General features: G+C 44.4%; 21 protein-coding genes. All 21 read right to left on the bottom strand.

Annotation, left to right across the window (positions count from 1 at the left end; translation table 11 throughout):
• Positions 1-93 precede the first annotated feature (93 nt).
• Positions 94-792 carry a 30S ribosomal protein S2 gene (rpsB, locus tag MKY85_RS11170; protein WP_024630243.1) on the bottom strand — a complete coding sequence of 233 codons (699 nt, stop codon included), beginning with the start codon at positions 790-792 and terminating at the stop codon, positions 94-96.
• A gap of 293 nt (positions 793-1,085) precedes the next feature.
• On the bottom strand, positions 1,086-1,712 hold the full coding sequence (locus tag MKY85_RS11165; protein WP_342572587.1) for a hypothetical protein: 627 nt from the start codon (positions 1,710-1,712) through the stop codon (positions 1,086-1,088).
• 3 nt (positions 1,713-1,715) lie between these two features.
• On the bottom strand, positions 1,716-2,300 hold the full coding sequence (locus MKY85_RS11160) for a hypothetical protein (RefSeq protein ID WP_342572586.1): 585 nt from the start codon (positions 2,298-2,300) through the stop codon (positions 1,716-1,718).
• A 66-nt stretch (positions 2,301-2,366) separates the two neighbouring features.
• A complete protein-coding gene (locus MKY85_RS11155; RefSeq protein WP_339260449.1) occupies positions 2,367-2,681 on the bottom strand; it encodes a hypothetical protein in 315 nt (104 codons plus the stop codon).
• A gap of 52 nt (positions 2,682-2,733) precedes the next feature.
• The gene (locus MKY85_RS11150; protein ID WP_342572585.1) at positions 2,734-4,143 is read right to left on the bottom strand and encodes a FapA family protein; all 1,410 of its coding nucleotides are present in this window, start codon (positions 4,141-4,143) and stop codon (positions 2,734-2,736) included.
• 62 nt (positions 4,144-4,205) lie between these two features.
• Positions 4,206-4,994 (bottom strand): FliA/WhiG family RNA polymerase sigma factor, encoded by a 789-nt coding sequence (locus MKY85_RS11145; protein ID WP_339241613.1) that lies wholly within the window; start codon positions 4,992-4,994, stop codon positions 4,206-4,208.
• A 15-nt stretch (positions 4,995-5,009) separates the two neighbouring features.
• The gene (locus MKY85_RS11140; RefSeq protein WP_339302977.1) at positions 5,010-5,453 is read right to left on the bottom strand and encodes a hypothetical protein; all 444 of its coding nucleotides are present in this window, start codon (positions 5,451-5,453) and stop codon (positions 5,010-5,012) included.
• A gap of 4 nt (positions 5,454-5,457) precedes the next feature.
• Entirely contained in the window at positions 5,458-5,955 is a 498-nt protein-coding gene (locus MKY85_RS11135) for a chemotaxis protein CheD (protein WP_342572584.1), read from the bottom strand.
• Positions 5,948-6,568, bottom strand: coding sequence for a chemotaxis protein CheC (locus MKY85_RS11130; RefSeq protein WP_338594906.1), 621 nt, complete (start codon positions 6,566-6,568; stop codon positions 5,948-5,950). The genes MKY85_RS11135 and MKY85_RS11130 overlap by 8 nt, the downstream gene beginning before the upstream one ends.
• A 10-nt stretch (positions 6,569-6,578) precedes the next feature.
• Positions 6,579-7,040 (bottom strand): chemotaxis protein CheW, encoded by a 462-nt coding sequence (locus MKY85_RS11125; protein ID WP_145318865.1) that lies wholly within the window; start codon positions 7,038-7,040, stop codon positions 6,579-6,581.
• A 41-nt stretch (positions 7,041-7,081) separates the two neighbouring features.
• The gene (locus MKY85_RS11120) at positions 7,082-9,154 is read right to left on the bottom strand and encodes a chemotaxis protein CheA (protein ID WP_342572583.1); all 2,073 of its coding nucleotides are present in this window, start codon (positions 9,152-9,154) and stop codon (positions 7,082-7,084) included.
• 32 nt (positions 9,155-9,186) lie between these two features.
• Positions 9,187-10,623, bottom strand: coding sequence for a chemotaxis-specific protein-glutamate methyltransferase CheB (cheB, locus tag MKY85_RS11115; protein ID WP_339260446.1), 1,437 nt, complete (start codon positions 10,621-10,623; stop codon positions 9,187-9,189).
• Positions 10,624-10,655: 32 nt separating this feature from the next.
• Entirely contained in the window at positions 10,656-11,543 is an 888-nt protein-coding gene (locus tag MKY85_RS11110; RefSeq protein ID WP_342572582.1) for a MinD/ParA family protein, read from the bottom strand.
• A complete protein-coding gene (flhF, locus tag MKY85_RS11105; protein ID WP_342572581.1) occupies positions 11,540-12,892 on the bottom strand; it encodes a flagellar biosynthesis protein FlhF in 1,353 nt (450 codons plus the stop codon). The genes MKY85_RS11110 and flhF overlap by 4 nt, the downstream gene beginning before the upstream one ends.
• The gene (gene flhA, locus MKY85_RS11100) at positions 12,889-14,922 is read right to left on the bottom strand and encodes a flagellar biosynthesis protein FlhA (protein ID WP_339241599.1); all 2,034 of its coding nucleotides are present in this window, start codon (positions 14,920-14,922) and stop codon (positions 12,889-12,891) included. The genes flhF and flhA overlap by 4 nt, the downstream gene beginning before the upstream one ends.
• 25 nt (positions 14,923-14,947) lie before the next feature.
• Positions 14,948-16,030, bottom strand: a complete 1,083-nt coding sequence (flhB, locus tag MKY85_RS11095; RefSeq protein WP_342572580.1) for a flagellar biosynthesis protein FlhB — start codon at positions 16,028-16,030, stop codon at positions 14,948-14,950.
• 23 nt (positions 16,031-16,053) lie between these two features.
• A complete protein-coding gene (gene fliR / locus MKY85_RS11090; RefSeq protein ID WP_342572579.1) occupies positions 16,054-16,842 on the bottom strand; it encodes a flagellar biosynthetic protein FliR in 789 nt (262 codons plus the stop codon).
• A gap of 10 nt (positions 16,843-16,852) precedes the next feature.
• Entirely contained in the window at positions 16,853-17,122 is a 270-nt protein-coding gene (gene fliQ / locus MKY85_RS11085; protein ID WP_047842485.1) for a flagellar biosynthesis protein FliQ, read from the bottom strand.
• A gap of 25 nt (positions 17,123-17,147) precedes the next feature.
• Positions 17,148-17,903, bottom strand: a complete 756-nt coding sequence (gene fliP / locus MKY85_RS11080; RefSeq protein WP_315936325.1) for a flagellar type III secretion system pore protein FliP — start codon at positions 17,901-17,903, stop codon at positions 17,148-17,150.
• Positions 17,900-18,436 (bottom strand): flagellar biosynthetic protein FliO, encoded by a 537-nt coding sequence (locus MKY85_RS11075; RefSeq protein WP_339243021.1) that lies wholly within the window; start codon positions 18,434-18,436, stop codon positions 17,900-17,902. The genes fliP and MKY85_RS11075 overlap by 4 nt, the downstream gene beginning before the upstream one ends.
• Positions 18,437-18,447: 11 nt before the next feature.
• Positions 18,448-18,813: a response regulator gene (locus MKY85_RS11070; protein ID WP_017689175.1), complete on the bottom strand. Its 366-nt coding sequence runs from the start codon at positions 18,811-18,813 to the stop codon at positions 18,448-18,450.
• Positions 18,814-18,824: the final 11 nt, after the last annotated feature.

The raw sequence follows: 18,824 nt of genomic DNA, 5'->3' as shown, positions 1-18,824 counted from the left end.
GTATTGTACGTACACTCTAAAAAAAGGGCAGTGAGAGGTTATCCACCTGCCAACCACCCTTTTCATTTAGTTTATAACATATGTTCGAATCTATTAAGCGGAAGTTTCTTCGCCTTGGTTAGCTTCGATTACAGCATCAGCCATTTTACCTGTCAGCAATTTAACAGCGCGGATCGCGTCGTCATTACCTGGGATAACATAATCGATCTCATCCGGATCGCAGTTAGTATCAACGATACCTACAATTGGGATACCCAATTTGCGAGCTTCCGCAACAGCGATACGCTCTTTGCGTGGATCGATGATGAACAGGGCGCTTGGCAGGCCTTTCATATTTTTAATACCGCCCAAGAATTTCTCCAGACGATCTTTTTCTTTGCGAAGCAAGATAACTTCTTTTTTAGGCAATACAGCGAATGTACCGTCTTCTTCCCAAGCTTCCAACTGTTTCAAACGATCAATACGTTTTTGAATAGTTGAGAAGTTAGTCAGGGTACCGCCCAACCAACGTTGGTTGATGTAAAATTGACCAGCGCGTTCAGCTTCTTCTTTAACAGAATCTTGAGCTTGTTTCTTAGTACCCACGAAAAGAATTGTACCATTCTCTCCTGCGATTCCTTTAACGAAGTTGTAAGCCTCTTCGACTTTTTTCACCGTCTTTTGCAAGTCGATGATATAAATTCCGTTTCTTTCAGTGAAGATATAACGATCCATTTTTGGGTTCCAACGACGAGTTTGGTGACCGAAGTGTACCCCAGCTTCGAGAAGCTGCTTCATGGAGATTACTGCCATCTTCACACACCTCCTAATATGGTTTTATTGTGTCCTCCGCCGGCATCATTTTTCGCCAAGACTCTCCATAAGGAAAGCACCCTCAACAAAATTAGCACATGCGTGTGTTTTAACACCGTTATTTAATATAGCACAACTGGAGGTCTGACGCAACAGTATTTGAAGCTAATTCTATTTTTACTTTTTGCTAGTATCGAATCATTTTAACCTTGATATGTAACTCAACACTAAATTATTGTTCAGTTTTGAAATTGCACCGTTCAATAAGCAAAAACCGTCCTGTCCGAGCATGCTCAGTTTGACGGTTCTTTCGTAATTTTTGCGATAATGGATTTAAAACTTTCGCCTTTTTCAAGCGCATAAGTACCCACTTGAATTTTGGTGTTGATTCGCTCAGCTTTGCCAGCTTTTATAAACGCTTGAGCATCATCTACGATTCCCGCGTTTTTTAGATTTGCTGCAACGATCGCCAGACTATTGCCTGAATGTACCTTAAATGAGACTGTTGCGCCTTTCGGATTGCTCGGCGTTACAGGTTCTGATCTCTTCGGCTCAGTTATCTCTTTCTGTCCTTCAACTTCATTTGCCGCAGGCTCTTGTGGCTTCTCAGGCTCTGTAGGTGTATCCGTAGAAGTTACTGTCTCAGGCGGTGTTGCTGTATTCCCCTGCAACTCACTGCTCTCCTTCTTTTTCTTCGCCACCCACTCTGCTTCTGTGTATAGCTCCTCTTCAGAACCGACCAACTTCATATCCAGGCTTTTTGCCGCTGTTTCAAGCTGTTCTTTGGTCATATTGGTAGTCTGCTCGGGGGCCAGATTACTATCTGCTAATGCATTTTGTCCAACTGTGGCCAGTTGAAGCAAAACTGCCCCAATAATCATGCCGCTCCCCAGACCAATCCATAAGGATCGCTTGTCCATGACTTAGCTGTCCTCCCGTTCTGCCAATTGCAGTATTAACTGTACCTCACCACGCTGAATACCTGTCTGCTTGGATATGGCATCCATCGACTTGCCCTCAGCATGTAAATTAAAGAGTTCTGCATATCGATCTTTAATTGATTCACGCCCAGGCAAAGTTTCGACCTTGCCGTTCTGTGGGTCTAAATCTAACGCCTGCTGGGCCGCCTCTGCTTGTACACTTTTCACGAGCGCTTGTGCTTGCAAACCTTCGGAAGCTTGTACGGGTACATTACCTGAGTGTAGAACAGGTGATGCGACAGGTTCGTTCTTTTTTCTCTGTTCCAGCTGATCCAACCGCTGCTGTAATTCCTGAAGTTGCAATTGCATACGTTGATCGGCTGCTGTCGCTTCTCCCTTCATTTCAGCCACACGTTGAATAAGGGCATCATTATCATTTTCAATCTCGGTCATGTAGTGTTCAAGCGTAGATTCCATCTCCTGCACCAGTTGATGCCCTGGCTCTTGCGCCTTATTTTTCCGAGGCATAATATAAGCGTAGGCGATGGCGCAGGCCCCTAATATGACAATAATGATCCATGGTGACAAATTGGGTTCTCTCCTTCTGATTCAACCATCGGTGCGCAAGACTGCATTGTCTATAACAACCATTTATTATAAAGACAGATCTATATGTTTTCCTTTGTACGGGTGCTCTGCAGGTTTGACAGTTTCTTGAGCCTCAGCAGACTGCTGTCCATCGGAACCACTCTGCTGATTCCCATCATTGGTATGACCATCACGCACCGAAGTCTGTGAAGTTTCGTCCATTGCTTCACTTCGTTGCCTTGCTTCATTGGCTTCCTTCGTCGTTTGCTCTGCCAGAAGATTCTGATCCGTAATCGGTCGCTGCTGGGCTTCACTTTGATAACGTCCCGCTTCGCTTGTTCGTGGTACCGCAATCTGCAACTCCACTGCTTTGAAACTCATACGCTCACCTCACGGTTTCGAATGGATTTCTTCCTGTGCCTGAATGCTGTACTTAAACGTATGGAACCATCGTAATATCGCCATCATGATAAAAAAATGAAATTCGACTCACTGGATCTTTAATAAATTTCGTGTATCTGCCGATAACTATTTTAGAGCCTCCATAAATCACCTTCAGAATATCAACACGAGCCTTACTTGTATCTTCAAGTGCCTTTTCAATTTCAAAGATACGCATTTTCGTTTCTTCGCTAATCCGAAGAGCAGATTTCTGCGTAGCATTCAGCTTGATTCGCATCGACATCTTATCCGGACTTAATTGTCCAGCGGCAGCTAACTGGTCTAACAAAGTCAGAGCTTTCTTCGTTTTGTCCAAGGAGTCCATCTGTTCTCTGGCTTCCTTGCGCAGATCATTCAGTTCGTTACGCAGCCTTGGCAGAACACCCACTTCAATGGAAGTGACCGTCGACATACTGTTACCTACAACACGAGCTGATACATTCTGACCTGCCTGAATTGAACCACCAACGATTAGACCTTTAGTTCCTGCACAGATGACACCATGGCCAGCACGAATATTGGAATGCATTATGCTTTGGGAAACCAGAACATCTTCACCAGCATCCACGTTGCCTTCTTGAATAAACGTACATTTAACATTATGGCCTGCTTGTACAAGTCCTTTGTTATACCCAATAATACCACCGGTTATTTCGATTGAGCCGCCTGCTTCCAGTTCCGCTCCTTCGACACCTCCGACGACACGAATATCACCTGCTGCTTTTACTTTAAATCCGGTAAGTACATTGCCGCGTATGACAACCGTGCCTACAAAGTCGATATTACCGTTATTGTAGTCAACGTCGCCATTGACTTCATAGACCGGAAACACATTCAGTTTGTTACCGTCCGTTTTGGTAACCAGCCCATCCAGTGCAGCATACATTGCAGAACCATCCGGGTTAATCACAACGTTTTTTCCAACTTTAAACCGAGCTTCTTTTCCCGGACGATAAGGAATTTCCTCACCCGTTACTGCCCTGCCTGGTATGCCCTCGCAAGGAGCGATTCGCTCTGCAATGATCTGACCACTACGGACATTGTTTAACCGGGTCACTTCTTTGTAATCAACGGTTCCATCTTCCGATTCAAGCGGTCGTCGTTCGTTTGTATCGTCCATCCCAACCAGAATTTTGATGAATCCATCTGTTCCCTGGATAGGAGCGATCCCTTCGGCAATCTTATATTTATCTTTTAAATAGGTTTCAGGGTTACTCACAAAAAGTAGTAATGCCTCTCGCAATACACCTTGTTTGATGCCCTTGTTCGCCACAAATTGTTCGAGTTCATCAATCGTACAGGCAAAGCCCTCTTCCTCTTTGGAAAATTCAAGGTAGGCTATGCATTTGTCGTCCGATAAAACAATGTCTAAACATTGTTCCAAAGCAGTCCGCTGTGTCACTGCAGTTCTTCCCCCTTTTTGACTTTCCACTCCCCAAACTCCAATTAAATTACTTATCTCTATTAATCTTTACGCATCAACAAATCTTTCTGTTTGTCCAATGTGCCGCGTAGTCGTAATATTGCCTTGGAATGTAACTGAGATATACGAGACGGAGAAAGAGACATGACTTCCGCAATTTCACTAAGAGAAAGATCTTCGTAATACAAGAGTGATACAACCGTTCTCTCTTTTACCGTCAATTTGTCAAGCCCTTGCACCAAAGCTTCCTTCAAATAAAATTCATTCACTTTATAATCCGGATTTTTAGCTTTTTCATCCACCATCAAAGACAGACGAGTCTCAGACTCTTCTTCACGAATGGGGTCTTCCAGCGAGCAAAGTGACATGACTGCCACTTCCTGAAGCATATGTTGAAAATCTTTGGTAGACACGTCCAGATACTGACTCATTTCCTCATCACTAACGGACCTCAGATAGCTTTGTTCCAGCTGTTGGTAGGCGTCTTCAATACGCTTGGCCTTCTCTCGAACAGAACGCGGAACCCAATCACCTTGACGGAGACCGTCAAGAATGGCTCCGCGGACTCTCCATGATGCATACGTCTCAAATTGCAAACCACGTTCATAGTCGAATTTCTCCAAAGCATCAATTAACCCCATAACGCCGTTACTCTCCAAGTCATCCTTGGGAACATTTTTGGGCAAACCAACAGCCAGTCGACCGGATACATAATTTACAATGTGAAGATACTTTTCAATCAAAGCTTTCTTGGCTTCAAGATCTCCATGTTCTTTCCACTTTTCCCACAGATCAGAATGGTTCAAATGTGAAGCTTTACGCTCGTTCAATTGCTTTCACCCTCCTTATTTGTCTGTCAGGTGACGAACGGCCTGCGCCAATTCCTCCGGATCCTTGGTCCGGACAAGTTTAGGCGGATCCAAAGGAGCGAATCCCGTTGGAGCTTTCGTCTCAGATGGCGGAAGATCGTCCCCAGATGAAGCGTTCTGTCCACTCTTGAGCAAATCATTCAGCTCTTGTCCATCGTCTTCGATTTTAATGTCCACCTGTGAACCTCTTTGATCTTGAGCATTTGGTGAATCATAACCATATCCATTTCCCTCGACCTGAGGGTTCAGCAGCAATCCCAATCCCCAGCGTAAACCGTATGCAAGGATAAACCAGGCTACGAATCCGATCAATCCGCGAATTAAACTGGTCATCAACACATTGCTGCTGTATGCTACAAAAAAAGTAATAATAAACCCAACGATGCCTGCTCCAAGATTAATGCGGTAGTTTCCTATCATAGTCTTATAATTCCTTTACACCCATTTGTACACTTCGAATAGTCAAAAGTCCAGTTTCACAATCCATTTCAATTGTTCGTCCATAATTTCCACCGGTATCTTCTGCAAGAAGAGGGATATTGAGTTTTTGAAGCCACTCTCGACAAGAATCTGCATTACGTGGTCCAATGCGCATGGTATCTCCAGCCCCGGCAAAGGCAAACATCTGAGAGCCTCCGGCCATTTTAGACACAATACGTGAGTGAGAAGCACCTAGTTTTATCATCTTATCCAAAAGCTCAGGCAACGCCGTATCCGCATATTTCGCAGTGTTCAGTTTCCCTTCGCGTGCGATCTCTGAAGTAGGAAGCATGACATGCGCCATTCCAGCCAGCTTCAAATGTGGGTCATACATTGTTAATCCCACACACGAACCCAAGCCAGTCGTGCGGATTACACCGGGAAGATGAGCGATGTTTAGATCCGCCATACCGACTTTAACGACGCTTTTGTCCTCAATCATGGCTCAGTGGCACCCCTAGCGATTCAAATATCTTTGCAAAGGATGGTGGGTCCGGAATGAGGAAAAACTGACCCTCAACCTGATCTTCACCTTCAAAGAAAGATGTGTCAATCAACAATGCAGCGTCACCCATCTCGCCAAACTGCAACAAACCATAGCTTAGAATGGCACCCGCCATGTCGATGGCAAGTCCAGGAACGGTTGGATACATGGACAATTTCGTGAAATCTGCCAAAGAAGAAAGATAGGATCCAGCCAAAATATTTCCAATCTCGGAAAGCGCTGATTGCTCCATATCTGTAAAAGCAAGTCCTTCTTTCAAATCAAACCCGGCGAGTCTATTCAACAACATTTTAGCAGCCTCAGGTGTCATCATAAAGAAAAGATTTCCCGGTGCTTCCCCTTCCACACGAAGAAAAACGGTAACAACGATGCGTTCATCTCCGCCCACTTTTTCGGCAACTTCTTCAAAAGGGAGCATTTGTACTTTAGGTACACCCATGTCAATCGGTCTGTTGAGGAGTTGAGACAACGCCGTTGCGGCGTTGCCTGCTCCAATGTTACCGACCTCTTTGAGCACATCCATCTGGAATACCTCAAATCGGTTGAACATCTCCACGGTACTAGCCCTCAACACTTTCCAGCTGTACAATCTCGCTTTTATTTAATACTTCGTTCAAGTTAAGCATAATCAACAGGCGTGAATCTTCCAATTTAGCAACACCTCGTAGGTATCTCGCTTTAACGCCGCCAACCACTTCTGGTGGACTATCGATCGCACTGCTCTTGATATCGATAACATCATTAGCAGAATCTACGATGAAGCCAACTTGCATGTCGTCAACACCTACGATAACAATACGAGTCTGATCCGTGTATTCTGATTCCGGAAGGGAGAAACGACCGCGCAGATCAATGACCGGAATAACAACGCCGCGTAAATTGATAACTCCTTTTACAAAGGAAAGTGTCTTGGGAACACGGGTAATTGGCATCATGCGCTCAATCGTCTGAACTTTGTCTACCTCAATACCATACTCTTCGGAACCCAATTTAAAGACGATGACTTTCAACTCTTCTTCCATGTAAAAAACCTCCCTATTAAATGTAAGACTTCGCTCTATGCTTATTTAATAAATGCATTAGGATCAAGAATCAGGGCTACTTGTCCATCTCCGAGTATAGTTGCTCCAGAGATTCCTTCAATAGCAGGAAGATAGGTTCCCATTGATTTGAGAACAATCTCACTTTGTCCAATGAATTCTTCAACAGCTACGGCTGCAAGACGGTCACCTTTGCGAATCACGACAATTTCTGTTTCCTGCTCATCAGCGTCATTGAAGTCCGGTACGGAGAAAACTTCGCTCAAGGACAAGTACGGAATCAGTGACTCACGGAACGTAATCATTTTATTGCCGTGAATATTACGAACTTGTTCCCGTTGTACAATGGCCGTCTCTACAATGGAGGATAACGGAACAGCGTATTTCTCTGAACCAAGTCGTACCAGCATCGCCGCGATAATGGATAGAGTCAACGGAAGCTGAACAGAGAAGTTAGTACCTTTGCCTGGAGTTGAATGAATCGTTACATTACCACCAAGCGAAGTGATCTTCGATTTTACTACATCCAAGCCAACGCCCCGGCCAGAGATATCCGAGATAATATCTGCAGTACTGAAACCAGGTGCGAACAACAGTTGATTCACTTCATCATCACTCATCTTGGCACCTTGTTCTTCGGTTACAACACCACGTTTGATCGCGGTTTTCAAAAGCTTGTCGCGATAGATACCTTTACCATCATCTTCGATTTCAATAAACACGTGATTTCCACTGTGGAAGGCACGCAGGTTTACTGTACCCATCTCTGGTTTACCTGCAGCTACACGCTCTGCAATGGATTCCACACCATGGTCAACCGCGTTACGCAGTAAATGCACAAGCGGATCACCAATCTCATCAATTACCGTACGGTCCAATTCCGTCTCAGCACCCGTAATAACCAAATCGATTTTTTTATCTAGTGTCTTGGCCAGATCACGGATCATACGCGGGAATCGGTTAAATACGGTATCTACCGGTACCATCCGCAATTTCAGTACAATATTTTGCAAATCTGTGCTAACTCGACTTAAATGTGCAACTGTATCGGATAAATCATTGTTGCCTGTCTCACTGGCCAATTGCTCCAGACGTGAACGGTCAATCAACAATTCACTGAACAGGTTCATCAATACGTCGAGACGTTCAATATCCACACGAATGGTACGTGAAGGTGCAGCAGCTTGTTTCGGCGCAGCAGTTTTGGCTGGTGCCGTTTTGGATTCTTCTGCAGGTGCAGAATTGTTATCCGGCGAAGCAACTTCAGCTACAGCTGTTGATGCGGGTGGCGCTTCAACTGTAGCTGCTACCTGATTAGCCATCTGCTGAAGAGTCTCCTGATCCAGTTGAATCAGCTTTGCACTTTCAATCTCAGAGATACTCATGATGCCTTCTTCCAGTTCGTGCGCCTCTTTAGTTGTTATGTAATACAACGAGAAACTGCGCTCAAACTTCTCTTGCTCAATATCCTGAACGGAAGGGTAAGCCTTTACGACTTCACCTGAACGTTCCAGCATATCAAAAACCATGTAAGCCCGTACACCTTTTAACTGGCTATGATCGCTAACGAGTACATCCACATAGAACACACGATGACCTTCGGCAATCGACTGATCCAGCACCGAATATTGGAATTCATCCAGTTCCACAGCCGAAGCAATTGAAGCGTTAGCTGGCTTTTTTGTTTCCGTAGCAGATGTATCTCCGTTTGTCATTTCACCGTTTTCAATGGCCTGAAGCGAAGCAACGATTGACGAAACATCAGCTTTACCTTGTCCACCTTCGGTAATATCCTGAACCATCGTTTCCAAGGCGTCGAGACTCTTAAACATGGTGTCAAAAATGTAATCCTGCATTTTTAACTTCTCATTACGAACCAGATCCAACACATTTTCCATTTTATGTGTCAGTGATGCCAAATCTTCAAAGCCCATTGTTGCTGCCATACCCTTCAAAGTATGAGCAGAGCGGAATATCACCTGAACTATACCCAGATCTTCTGGATTGCCTTCAAGTTGAAGCATGTTTTCGTTAAGCGATTGCAGATGATCATTAGACTCATCAATAAACATGGATAAATATTGGTTCATGTCCATTGTGAGGCACCTCCTCCGTGAGTTACACTCCGTTATTTCACTGCTTGAACAAGTTTAGACGCAATCTCCTGCAGTGGCAAAAGATGACGAACGCATTGCAGCTCTACAGCAGAACGCGGCATACCATATACAACACATGTTTCTTCATTCTCGGCAAAGGTTGATGTAACTCCAGCTTCGTATAATCTCTTCATCATACGTGCTCCATCACTTCCCATTCCTGTCAGCAAAACAAGATGCCTTTGTAAAGATGTAAACGGCAGAAGTGACTCAAACATCGTATCCACTGAAGGTCTATGTCCATTCACTGGTTGATCTTCAGTCAACTTCACGATAAACTTCCCGTCTGCTGTTTTGTTAACTTTCACATGGAATCCGCCGGGTGCTATATAGGCGGTACCTTTTTTCAGGACCATGCCTTCTTCAGCTTCAACCACATGCAATGGACTGAATGTATTCAATCGTTGAGCCAAAGAACGTGTGAAATTGGGCGGCATATGCTGCACAATAATGACCGGTGCAGGCAAATCAGCAGGCAACTGCTCGAGTAATGTCTTGAGAGCCCTCGGTCCACCCGTAGAACAACCTATTGCCACAAGCTTGTTGAATGTTCCTTCCACTCCCCCTGCGCCTTTAGGGACAGGATTAGGCTTGATTACTTCCTTGGCTTTTGCAGAGGCTGCTGCTATTTGGTCAGCTGCCAGTCTAGCTGCATTAGGTAGCCGAACTTCCTTCGGAGTCTGCACTGGATTAGCTGACTTCACTACTCTCTCTACATTCGTCTCCAAAGTCCGCTCTGCTTTCGGCAAAGGTTCCGTTTTTTTCTCCAAGCGGCCTGGTTTCGAAGGTGATAATGGCTCAATAGGTTTCTTGGATTTGGCCTGAAAGACGTCAGTCCGCTCTTGAAGAGAGCGTTGACTCGTCTTCGCAGGTTCAATCATTTTTTTCGCAGACTCTACTCGATCCTTGCCTGGCATTTCTTTGTGTAGCTGCTGAGCTGAAGGGACAACTGTTGCTCGCGAAATCTCTCTATTTTTCAACGATAACTCACGATCAGCTTTTCGCTTGATCTCATTCATCGCAGCACGCATGCGCTCAACCAAGGCCTTACCGACTTGAGCAATATCCTGGTCATGTGAAATAGATGGTTTCCGAATGAAGTCGAATGCTCCGGCTTCAAGCGCCATAATGGTTTCTTTCATGCCTTGTTCATTGATACCTGAGAGCATAATCACAGGAACGAAGGATTCCTTCATAATTGATTTTAATGCATCCAACCCATTCATTTCGGGCATCTCAACGTCCATTGTAATAATATCGGGTTTCAATTCTAGTGATTTTTGAATCGCTTCTCTACCGTTTGATGCCGTTGCCGTGACCTTGAATTCCGGATCCGCTTGGATCAGATCCGTAACAATCTTACGCATAAAAGCGGAATCATCGACAACCAATACTTGATAGACCGCCATGTTGTGTCACCCCTGTTTCCTTTTTTCAGAAATCATGTTGTCCGTTTAAGCCACTTATTCATAAATCCCCTGATTCCTGTCAAGGTTCCGGATCCCGGAGTTGCAGGTACAGCCAGATAACGAAGAGCAAGTTTCTCTATATCTTTGGAGGCTTTGGCATTGGGATAAGCCAGACTATAGGGCATTTGCCTTTTAACCGCCTTGACTACCTGGGCGTCTTCCGAAATATACCCAAGCAGCGGAATATCCGTTTGCAAAAACCGCCTTGCCACTCCAGTTATTTTATCTGCCACCCGTTCCGCTTCTCGTTCGTCCTCCACCCGGTTAACGATCATCCGAAAGGGCGTAGCATTTTCCTGGCCGTGCATAACTTTGACTAAAGCATAAGCATCGGTTATTGAAGTTGGTTCAGGTGTGGTTATAATCAGGCATTCATCTGCAGCACCGATGAACTTCATATTCTCTCTGGAGAGTCCTGCCCCCGTGTCGAAAATGACATAATCCATTTCCTGGGCAATATCCTCCACTTGACTGGCGAAGAACTCCAGATCACGATCAGACAATGAGAATAACTCTTTCATGCCTGATCCTCCAGCAATGTAAGGCAAGCCATTTGCACCCAGTTGTATGATTTCCCTTATGTTTTTTTGTCGGTATAATAGGTGATAAAGATTATAGGAAGAAGACGTACCCATAAGAACATCAATATTAGCCATTCCAATATCGGCATCAAACACAAGTACCTTTTTCCCCAAAGCCTGCAGTGCCAATGCAAAGTTCAGTGTGAAATTGGATTTACCAACACCTCCCTTACCACTGGCCACAGTAATGATTTTCGAGGATCGAATATCTCGCTCAATACCTTCCAATTCCAATGGCGTGGAGACCATATTTCGAAGTGCAGCTGCCTGATCCTTCATTGTGGCCATTCTCCCAGCAACTCTTTAGACAATGAATCTGCATCCGGCTTCAACAAATCGTCCGGAACATTTTGCCCATTAGCCACATATGCAAGCTTGAGTGGAAAACGATGTAACAAGTTAAACAGCGGACCGCAGCTCCCAGTCTCATCCATTTTGGTGAAAATCACCTTATCCAGGCCATATTTACTGAAATGTTCCATGATCTGAACCATATCAGCGCTTTTGGAAGTCATACTCATGACCAGAAAGGTTTCGCTATTCTCTACTGGAGCAAGCAAACTTTGCAGTTCCGAAACAAGCAATTCATTTCTGTAGTTTCTACCCGCAGTATCCATAAAGATCAAGTCACAATTCTCTAATCGAGAAATGGCACGTTGTGTATCCCCGGGAGATTGCACCACCTCAAGTGGGACATTCAGTATAGACGCATATGTTCTAAGCTGTTCTACCGCCGAGATCCGATACGTATCTGATGTAATGAATCCAACTTTACGATGTTTTTTGAACATTTGCTCAGCAGCCAATTTTGCGATTGTCGTTGTTTTTCCTACCCCTGTTGGTCCAGCAACATAGACGATGCGAGTGGTAGGAAGGATGCCTTCTTCAATACGTTGTTCCAAAAAGTGCATGACCTCAAGCTTCACAACTTGCTCTACATTCTGTTCCTTCAATTCATCCTCAGACAATCTTGTTTGGATTGAATCGAACCAGGCTTCCCAAACTTCAGGCCAAACATCTTGTTCTGTCAGACGTTCTCGGATCGGTTGCAGTTCCTCTGTCAGAGGGTCCACGGAAGTACCTTGCTTTGAAAGCCTGGTAACCATCTGTTTAAGATCCTGCAATTCAGTCATCAACTTATCCTGCTGCAAATCTGAACCTATTGGCTTCGTGGCAGTTGTTGAACCCGAAAAATCCGCCCCTTGCGGTCGCGGTTTATGCTCCGTGCTCGAAGAACCTGAGCCGCTGTCTATGTCTGAGCTGATATTACGCGATTCAAACACAGACGGCGCGGCCGCAGATTTTTCCTGTACACTTTGATCAGCTGTATTCGTTGTCGCCGACTCATCAGAAGCCGCAACAAACGAACGTGCTGTTTGCCGATAAGCTTCAGGTACAAATGCACGAGGTACAGGTGTGAATTGATTTTGTACGGGCTTTGTCGTTTGCTTGTTTTCTTCCTTATCCACTGCAGCTACAACTTCGATCCGTTTTTTGCGAAACATTCCCATCACACCGCCCACCTTGATCTCTTTGGTGGACAGAATGACGGCATCACTTCCCAGGTCTTTGCGAATTTGAAGCATAGCTTCGGGCATGGTCTCAACAACGTATTGTTTTACTCTCATAAGTTCACCACCCCGATACTTTGAATTTCAACATTCGGCTCCAACTCGCTGTAGGAAAGTACAGGAATGTCCTGCATGGTACGTTCAATAACCTGACGCAGATACATCCGAATGGTTGGAGAAGTTAATACAACAGGTTGTTGACCTGATTGAATCAAACGGTTCACTTGTTCACTCAGCTTCTGATACACACTTTGTGTAGAAACAGGGTCTAGCGCAAGATAGCTTCCTTGATCCGATTGTTGCACACTTTCAGCAATTTTCTTCTCAAGACCAGGTCCAACGGTGATCACCCGAAGTGTCTCACCTTTCTGTGAGAATTGCTGAGTAATCTGACGTGAGAGGGATTGTCTGACGTACTCGGTTAACACATCAGGGTCCTTCGTATATGTACCATAGTCAGCTAGTGTCTCGAAGATGGTAACCATATCACGAATGGATATTTTCTCCCGTAATAACTTGGCAAGTACTTTCTGCACATCACCAATGGAAAGTAGTGAAGGGATCAGTTCATCCACCAGTGCAGAATAGTTCTCTCTGAGATTATCCACAAGTGCTTTTGTCTCTTGTCTTCCAAGTAACTCATGCGCATGCTTTTTGATCAATTCCGTCAGATGTGTGGCCACAACGGAAGGCGGGTCTACGACCGTATATCCTGCAAGTTCCGCTCTGTCTTTGGTTACTTCATCAATCCATAGTGCCGGAAGTCCAAAAGCAGGCTCTGTCGTTTCGATACCTGTCACGGACTCCTCATCATAGCCAGGACTCATGGCAAGGTAGTGATTCAACAATAGTTCTCCCCCACCTACCACATTACCCTTGATTTTGATCACATACTCATTGGGTCTGAGCTGGATATTATCTCGAATCCGTATAACCGGAACAACCAAACCCAGTTCAAGAGCACACTGCCTCCGAATCATAATGATTCGATCCAATAAGTCCCCACCCTGCTGATTATCAGCAAGTGGGATTAAACCATAACCAAATTCAAACTCAATAGGGTCCACCTGTAGCAGGTTAATTACACTTTCAGGACTTCTGACCTCTTCAATCTGCTGTTCTTCTTCCAACTGTTCTTCCGCTTCCTGTTTCAAGTTCAAATTATTCTGCATGCGCCACGCGGCATATGCCAACACACCTGCCAACGGAAGCGTAGTAATAACATGAATTGGCGTAAAGAAACCGAGCATGGCAATAACGAAAGCTACGATATAAATAAGTATTGGATATGTAAACAGTTGCCCCGTAATATCATCTGCCAAGTTTCCTTCTGATGACGCTCTGGTGACAATAAGTCCTGCCGCTGTGGAAATAAGCAGAGCAGGGATTTGGCTTACCAATCCATCTCCAATAGTCAATACAGAATACGTTGACATTGCATCTGCGAAAGCCATCCCATGTACAGTCATACCGATAATAAATCCACCGATAAGATTGATCAGGAGGATGATAATACTTGCAATTGCGTCACCTTTTACAAATTTACTTGCTCCATCCATCGCTCCATAGAAATCGGCTTCACGTTCAATTTTGGAACGACGCTCACGAGCTTGTTGCTCGTTGATCAGACCCGCATTCAGATCCGCATCAATACTCATTTGTTTACCAGGCATCGCATCGAGAGTGAATCGGGCAGCAACTTCAGCTACACGCTCAGACCCCTTGGTAATAACGATAAACTGAACAACAACGAGGATCAAAAACACGATAAATCCAATTGCAATTTGCCCTCCAGCAATCCAGCTACCAAAGGTAGCAACTACGGCTCCGGCATCACCATTACCAAGAATCAACTTGGTTGTGGAAATGTTCAGTGCCAGTCGGAATAGTGTAGTGATCAGCAGCAAAGCCGGAAAAATAGAAAACTGCAATGCTTCTTTGCTGTTCATGGCAACAAGGAGTATCATCAGAGCAATGGAAATATTGACGACCAGTAACAAGTCCAACAGCCAGGTCGGGATCGGGAGAATCATCATTAACACAATGCCAATGATACCCGCAAGGACAGCTATATCTTTAATTTTCAATGAATGTACGGCCTCCGATCCCCTTTTATTTCGTTCTGCCCTTTAGTTTATATACATAAGCTAGCACTTCGGCTACCGCTTGGAACAAATCGGCCGGTATGGCGTCACCAATCTCGGCTCTCTGGAACAACGCCCGTGCTAACGGCTTGTTTTCCATCGTAATAACACCGTTTTCTTTGGCAATTTCCTTGATTCGCAAGGCGACATAATCCTGACCTTTGGCAATAATCTGTGGTGCCTCCATCTCGGAACCTTCATACTTTAATGCAACTGCAAAGTGAGTTGGGTTCGTAATGATTACATCCGCATTAGGTACTTCCTGCATCATACGCTGCATAGCCATACGACGCTGACGTTCCCGGATTTTACCTTTGATCAGCGGGTCACCCTCCATTTTTTTGTACTCATCCTTAATGTCCTGCTTGGACATACGGATCTTCTTCTCATGATCATACTTCTGATACATGTAGTCAAATATCGCAAGTATCATCAATGCCACTGCAATCTTGATACCAAGACTTAAAGTGATCGATGCTGCGAAATGCAAAATAGCATCCAATGAAAAATGAGAAAGTGAAGCAATATCTGACTGGTAGCCCTTAATTGTACTGTAAACGAGATAACCGATAATCGACATTTTTAAAATGGATTTAGCAAATTCCACTAATGAGCGAAGAGAGAAAATATTTTTGAATCCTTTAATCGGGTCCAGTTTCTCAAGTTTTGGCTTCAAACCTTCCCCTACAAGAAGAAAACCAACTTGCATGTAGTTAACGATCAAAGCAACCAATACCGCACCCAGCAAAACGGGAGCGATCAATAACAAAACTTCAATGCCATAGCGCATCATAAGCGCCATCACATTCCCTCCGGTGATATCCATACTCAATCGATTAATGAAGATATCTGTGAACAGACGAACTATACGTTCTTTATAGAAATTGCTGAATATCATCATGATCAAAAACGCGAACAGAAGAATGGATGCGCCAGATAGTTCAGCGCTTTTGACAACCTGTCCTTTTTTTCGTGTATCCTGTCTCTTTTTCGGGGTAGCTTTCTCCGTCTTCTCCCCTGAAAACAACTGGAGGTCGAGTTGAAGTTTCATCCGTGTCTTTTCCTCCGTTTCACTCAGCTGGGCCTTTGTCCAATGGTTCCAAGCAATATTTCCATCGATCTGAATATCGCTTCGAACAATTGACTAAATACAAAGGAGAAACTGGGAACCAGCAAAAGCAAAATAGCAAGACCAACGAGTAACTTAAGCGGCAATCCGACTGCAAATACATTAAATTGAGGAGCCGTTTTGGCCAAAAAACCTAATCCAACATCCGTCAAAAACAACGCAACTACAATCGGAGCCGACATCTGAAAAGCCAGCATAAATGATTGACTTAGAGTTTGAATCAAAAATTCAGCAATACTTCCATCTGCCAACCGCAGGAAAAACAAATTCGATAATGGTACCCACCGGTAACTGTAAACGATCGCATCCAGCAAATAATGGTGTCCATTCATCGTCAGAAACAGAAGCATAGCAAATGCATACTTCAAGTTTCCCGTAAGTGGCGCAGAAGCACCTGTCATTGGATCGTATACATTTGCCATACCAAAACCGATCTGTAGATCGATAAAGGTCCCTGCAGTCTGAACAGCCGTCATTAACAGATAAGCCACAAAACCTAAAAGCAGGCCTATTAGAATCTCTCTGATGATGAGCAAAATATAGCTCAGGTCTGTAGGTACTGTCTGGTCTACGCCGTAAATCAGATAGACAGACAAAGTGACAAATGCAGAGATACCAATTTTAACTGAAGCTGGTACATTTCGAGCCGAAAAAACCGGCGCAGTTACAAAAAATGATGTGATTCGACAAAACATAAGCAGAGCGACAGGGAAACTTTGCAATAATGTCTCCATCTGCTAAAGCCTACCCTATGTATCTGTATAGATTATCGAGAATGTTAAACGTAAAATCGACCAAGATATTCAAAATCCAAGGTCCAAACAAAAGTACCGCCAAAAGTACGGCAACAATCTTTGGGACGAAAGCTAATGTTTGTTCCTGAATTTGGGTTGTCGCTTGAAAAATACTGATTGCAAGTCCTACAACCAGAGCTAGTATAAGCATGGGTGCACTGGCCAGCAATGACGTGTATACCGCTTTCCCGGCCAGACCGATAATAAATTCCGAAGTCATGACCGTCCTCCTTTAACTTTCCGGATCAAGTGTTAAAACTCAGTAACAGTGACTTGACAACCAGATACCATCCGTCCACAAGGACAAAGAGCAGTATTTTGAAAGGTAATGAGATCATGACCGGCGGAAGCATCATCATGCCCATTGCCATGAGTGTACTCGCAACAACAATGTCTATAACCAGAAACGGAATAAAAATCATAAATCCCATCTGGAATGCTGTCTTCAACTCACTGATTACATATGCCGGCACCATAACAGTAATTGGGATATCCTGATAAGTCTTGGGTTGTTCAGTCTGATTGTACTTCATAAACAGCAGAAGATCTTTTTCTCTGGTGTGACTAAACATAAATTTCTTTATCGGATCCGCTGCTTTTTCAAGTGCCTCGGTTTGCGTAAGATCTCCCTGGAGATAGGGCTGAAGCGCTACCTGATTTATGGAAGACAACGTTGGCGACATAATGAAAAGTGTCAGAAATAGCGCCAAACCGACCAGCACCTGATTGGGTGGCATTTGTTGTGTCCCCAAAGATGTACGTACAAAACCTAGTACAATCACAATCCGAGTAAAACTGGTCATCAGCACAAGCATGGCCGGAGCAATACTAAGCACCGTAATTAACAGTATAATGGACAGTGAACTCGTGCTTGGTGTCCCTCCATCTCCGTTCCCAATCTGAATATCAATATTCGGAATAGGTTCGGCAAAGGCAACCGTTACAGATGCCAGACTGATAAGTCCTAATAAACAACACGCTAACCAAATCTTTTTCTTCATGAATCCCTCGACCGATCTGTAGTATTGTCTTTATCCAGGAGCTTTTCCATCTTCTCTTTACGGTTAGGCATCTGCCGAAGTTTGGATTCAAACATTTCGTGAAAAGAAGTTGTGTCCTCTAGTTCCATTTCCCTCGGCGGTTCTTCTCTACGGAAACGTTTTGTGAGCTTGGCAATGAGAGGTGAGAGATTCCCTTGTTGTGAAGCAGCATCCCGTTCGAAGGAATCAATGATTCTTTGCGCCTCTTCCAGGTCCGAAACCTTATCTATCAACTGGATGTCTTCACCTACACCAAGCAGATATACAACTCCACCAATTTCCATAATTTGCAGCGACTTGTTTTGCCCCAGTCCAACCCCGCCCAGGGTACGAATCGTGCCATGACGTAACCACTGCTGATTCCGTTTGTTTAAGAACCGGATCAGATAGACAATAAGGGCCAGGATGACGGCCAGGACAACAATCACCCATACAAGCTGTAAATAATAATTGGTTCCCGCGCCAGCTCCTCCTGGTATATCACCCTGAGCCATCATCATGTCTCTTAAACGCCCAGTGTCTTGCTAATCGCTTCGATAACCCGATCAGATTGGAACGGTTTAACGATAAAGTCTTTGGCACCTGCTTGAATAGCATCGATTACCATTGCTTGTTGACCCATGGCCGAGCACATAATCACTTTAGCGTTAGCATCAATCTTCTTGATTTCTTTCAAAGCTGCAATGCCATCCATCTCAGGCATCGTAATATCCATTGTGATCAGATCCGGACGAAGCTCTTTAAATTTCTCAATGGCTTGTGAACCATCCTGTGCCTCACCAACAACCTCATATCCATTTTTGGACAAAATGTCCCGGATCATCATTCTCATAAATGCAGCGTCGTCTACGACTAAAATTCGGTTTGCCATCTTGATTCAAG

It is taken from the genome of Paenibacillus sp. FSL R5-0749, from assembly GCF_038595085.1.
In the GTDB taxonomy this organism is placed as follows: domain Bacteria; phylum Bacillota; class Bacilli; order Paenibacillales; family Paenibacillaceae; genus Paenibacillus.
Note: the sequence above shows the minus strand (reverse complement) of the source record. Positions and strands in the feature narration are given on the sequence as shown.

Coding starts and splice junctions, on each gene's coding strand:
- rpsB (WP_024630243.1), bottom strand. CDS start 792: ATGGCAGTAATCTCCATGAAGCAGCTTCTCGAAGCTGGGGTACACTTC.
- MKY85_RS11165 (WP_342572587.1), bottom strand. CDS start 1,712: ATGGACAAGCGATCCTTATGGATTGGTCTGGGGAGCGGCATGATTATT.
- MKY85_RS11155 (WP_339260449.1), bottom strand. CDS start 2,681: ATGAGTTTCAAAGCAGTGGAGTTGCAGATTGCGGTACCACGAACAAGC.
- MKY85_RS11140 (WP_339302977.1), bottom strand. CDS start 5,453: ATGATAGGAAACTACCGCATTAATCTTGGAGCAGGCATCGTTGGGTTT.
- MKY85_RS11135 (WP_342572584.1), bottom strand. CDS start 5,955: ATGATTGAGGACAAAAGCGTCGTTAAAGTCGGTATGGCGGATCTAAAC.
- MKY85_RS11130 (WP_338594906.1), bottom strand. CDS start 6,568: ATGTTCAACCGATTTGAGGTATTCCAGATGGATGTGCTCAAAGAGGTC.
- MKY85_RS11125 (WP_145318865.1), bottom strand. CDS start 7,040: ATGGAAGAAGAGTTGAAAGTCATCGTCTTTAAATTGGGTTCCGAAGAG.
- MKY85_RS11120 (WP_342572583.1), bottom strand. CDS start 9,154: ATGGACATGAACCAATATTTATCCATGTTTATTGATGAGTCTAATGAT.
- cheB (WP_339260446.1), bottom strand. CDS start 10,623: ATGGCGGTCTATCAAGTATTGGTTGTCGATGATTCCGCTTTTATGCGT.
- MKY85_RS11110 (WP_342572582.1), bottom strand. CDS start 11,543: ATGAAGGATCAGGCAGCTGCACTTCGAAATATGGTCTCCACGCCATTG.
- flhF (WP_342572581.1), bottom strand. CDS start 12,892: ATGAGAGTAAAACAATACGTTGTTGAGACCATGCCCGAAGCTATGCTT.
- flhB (WP_342572580.1), bottom strand. CDS start 16,030: ATGAAACTTCAACTCGACCTCCAGTTGTTTTCAGGGGAGAAGACGGAG.
- fliR (WP_342572579.1), bottom strand. CDS start 16,842: ATGGAGACATTATTGCAAAGTTTCCCTGTCGCTCTGCTTATGTTTTGT.
- fliQ (WP_047842485.1), bottom strand. CDS start 17,122: ATGACTTCGGAATTTATTATCGGTCTGGCCGGGAAAGCGGTATACACG.
- fliP (WP_315936325.1), bottom strand. CDS start 17,903: ATGAAGAAAAAGATTTGGTTAGCGTGTTGTTTATTAGGACTTATCAGT.
- MKY85_RS11075 (WP_339243021.1), bottom strand. CDS start 18,436: ATGGCTCAGGGTGATATACCAGGAGGAGCTGGCGCGGGAACCAATTAT.
- MKY85_RS11070 (WP_017689175.1), bottom strand. CDS start 18,813: ATGGCAAACCGAATTTTAGTCGTAGACGACGCTGCATTTATGAGAATG.